This is a genomic window from Rhizobacter sp. P2_H2 (assembly GCF_056403375.1).
Window position 1 is genome coordinate 1 of the sequence record NZ_JBFUFP010000825.1, and the last position, 2,469, is coordinate 2,469.

The 2,469-nt window shown below is 71.1% G+C and carries 3 protein-coding genes and 2 pseudogenes; all 5 read right to left on the bottom strand.

What is annotated here, in order from left to right:
- A pseudogene (locus AC1D15_RS26875) lies at window positions 1-189 on the bottom strand (3-octaprenyl-4-hydroxybenzoate carboxy-lyase); the annotation flags it as partial.
- Window positions 190-194: 5 nt separating this feature from the next.
- Window positions 195-512: a Grx4 family monothiol glutaredoxin gene (grxD, locus tag AC1D15_RS26880; protein WP_047500156.1), complete on the bottom strand. Its 318-nt coding sequence runs from the start codon at window positions 510-512 to the stop codon at window positions 195-197.
- 111 nt (window positions 513-623) lie between these two features.
- Window positions 624-1,202, bottom strand: coding sequence for a hypothetical protein (locus AC1D15_RS26885; protein ID WP_477828410.1), 579 nt, complete (start codon window positions 1,200-1,202; stop codon window positions 624-626).
- Between the two features lie 155 nt (window positions 1,203-1,357).
- The gene (gene prmC, locus AC1D15_RS26890; protein WP_477828411.1) at window positions 1,358-2,203 is read right to left on the bottom strand and encodes a peptide chain release factor N(5)-glutamine methyltransferase; all 846 of its coding nucleotides are present in this window, start codon (window positions 2,201-2,203) and stop codon (window positions 1,358-1,360) included.
- Window positions 2,200-2,469 (bottom strand): annotated as a pseudogene (gene prfA / locus AC1D15_RS26895) (peptide chain release factor 1); the annotation flags it as partial. The gene prmC and the pseudogene prfA, both read right to left, overlap by 4 nt.

Sequence of the window (2,469 nt, forward strand, 5' to 3'; positions counted from 1 at the left end):
GTATGCGGTGTGGGCCAGCGCTTCGAGTTCACGCCGGTCGAGGCCGAGTTCGTGATGAACGTTCAGCACACCGGCCGGGCTGGCCACCAGGTGGGTCTCGCAGCCGAGCACCTTCAGCCGCTCCAGCAGCCGCACGGCATAGACTGCGCCGCTGGCGCCGGTGACGCCGACGACGATGCGCTGCGGCACCGGGATCAGACCTTGGCGCCCAGCACCTGCTGCAGCTCGCCCGCCTGGTACATCTCCATCATGATGTCCGAGCCGCCGACGAACTCGCCGTTCACGTACAGCTGCGGGATGGTCGGCCAGTTCGCGTAGTCCTTGATGCCCTGGCGCACGCCTTCGTCCTCGAGGACGTTGACGGTCTTCAGGTCGGTCACGCCGCAGGCCTTCAGCACCTGCACCGCGCGGCCGGAAAAACCGCACATCGGGAATTGCGCCGTCCCCTTCATGAACAGGACCACGCGGTTCTGCTTGACGAGGTCATCGATGCGTTGCTGTACGTCGCTCATGGTCTGGCGCCGGCGGGTCCGGCAGAGTTCAGGGTGGAAGGGACGACGTTATACGGCAAACCGCGGGCCGTTCGTGCCGGCACCCGGCATGCCCCCGGGCGAAATGCGCCTTCAGAACGAKTACGACACGCCGAGCTGCAAGACCGGCTGCAGCCGCAGCTCGCGAACCTGGTCGTCCAGGCTCTGGCCGAGGTTGCGCCCGAAGCGGCCGGCCAGCACACCGACGTCGGCGGAGAAGCCCCATCCCCCCTTGACCGACAGCCCGGTGTAGCCGATGCCGACATAGGGCGAGGTGGCGCTGTCGGTGCTGCCGTCCGGCGTGGGATTGATGCGGCGGTCGATGCTGAACTGGCTGCCGCTGCCAGGGCCGCTCCACGGCGAGGAGCGCGGGCCGAACAGCACGCCGCTGGTGGCGCGCAACCCGCCGGCGGCGCCCTGGTTGAACGAAGGGGTCAGGTAGTAATCAGCCATCAGGCTCAGGCTGCTGAGCTTCAGGGGGGTGGTGTCGAAGCCCGGCGCGTCGATGCGCAGGCCGGGACTGGCGGTGCCGAGGCTGATGCGGCCCTGCAGGTTGCTCCACCCGAGGCCATTGCCGGCACCACCACCGCCGGCGTCGAGGGCCATCGCAGCTTGCGCGCTGACGAGCGCCAGGGCGCCCATGCCGATCCACTTCCACCTCGGGTTCCACATGGCGACTCTCCTTGCGACGGGTGTGACGGGAGACGAACCTGCGGGCCGCTGAAGGCCTCGGGACCATGCTACGCCGGCCGCACCCGCTTGTGGGTGGCGTCCCCGCGACTGAGTGGAAACAGTCGTGAGTGTGTGCGGTTCTGCCGGTGGCGGGCTCAGTGCGTGGCCTGCCGCCAACGGCCGCCGGTGCAGCGGTCGTTGCCGCCCAGGTCGCGCCGGGTGCTCACGTCCTGCAGCCCGGCCGCGGCCAGCAGGGCCCGCACGGCGCCTGCTTGGTCGTGCCCGTGCTCCAGCAACAGCCAGCATCCATCGCGCAAGTGGGCACTGGCACCAACGACGATCTCGCGCAGCGAATCCAGGCCGTCGCCGCCCGGCGTCAACGCGAGCCGGGGTTCGTGGCGCAGGGCGTCGAGGTGATGGTCGTCGCCCGCGATGTAGGGCGGGTTGCCGACAATCAGCTCGAAACGGCGGCCCGCAACCGGCCCCCACCAGTGGCCGGGCAGCAACGCGATCGACAGGCCCAGGGCTTGCGCATTGGATTCCGCGACCGCCAGCGCGTCGGCGCTCATGTCGACGGCGGTGAGCTCGGCGCGCGGGCAGCGGTGCTTGATCGCGAGCGCGATGGCGCCGGAGCCGGTGCCCAGGTCGAGCACCTGCGGCCGGCCGGCGGCCGCGAGCTCGGTGCCGAGCAGTTCCAGGGCCCAGTCGACCAGCGTCTCGGTGTCCGGCCGCGGCACCAGCACCGCCGGCGAGACCTGCAGCGTCAGGCCGTGGAACTCCTGGCGGCCCAGCAGGTAGGCCACCGGCTCGCCGGCGCTGCGGCGCGCGACCAGCGTGTCGAATTGCGCGGCCTGGTCCGGCGCCAGCGCGTCGTCGCCATGGGCCATCAGCCAGCTGCGGTCGCGGCCGAGCACCGCGGCGAGCAGCAGCTGCGCGTCCAGCCGGTCCAGCCCCGCGGCACGTGCGCCTGCCAGCGCAGCGTCGACGGTGGCCTGGCTCACGCGCCGCGTCCTTCCAGCTCGGCCAGCTGCTCGGCGGCGCTGGCCGCCTGCAGCGCAGCCACCACGTCGTCGAGTTCGCCTTCCATCACAGACTGCAGCTTGTAGAGCGTCAGGTTGATGCGGTGGTCGGTCAGCCGGCCCTGCGGGAAGTTGTAGGTGCGGATGCGGTCGCTGCGGTCGCCGCTGCCGATCAGGCCCTTGCGCGTGGCCGCCTCCTTGGCGGCGCGCTCGCTGCGGTCCTTCTCGCGCAGCCGCGCGGCCAGCAC

Excerpts from the sequence above, each read along its gene's own strand:
- grxD (WP_047500156.1), bottom strand. The coding sequence starts at position 512 with ATGAGCGACGTACAGCAACGCATCGATGACCTCGTCAAGCAGAACCGC.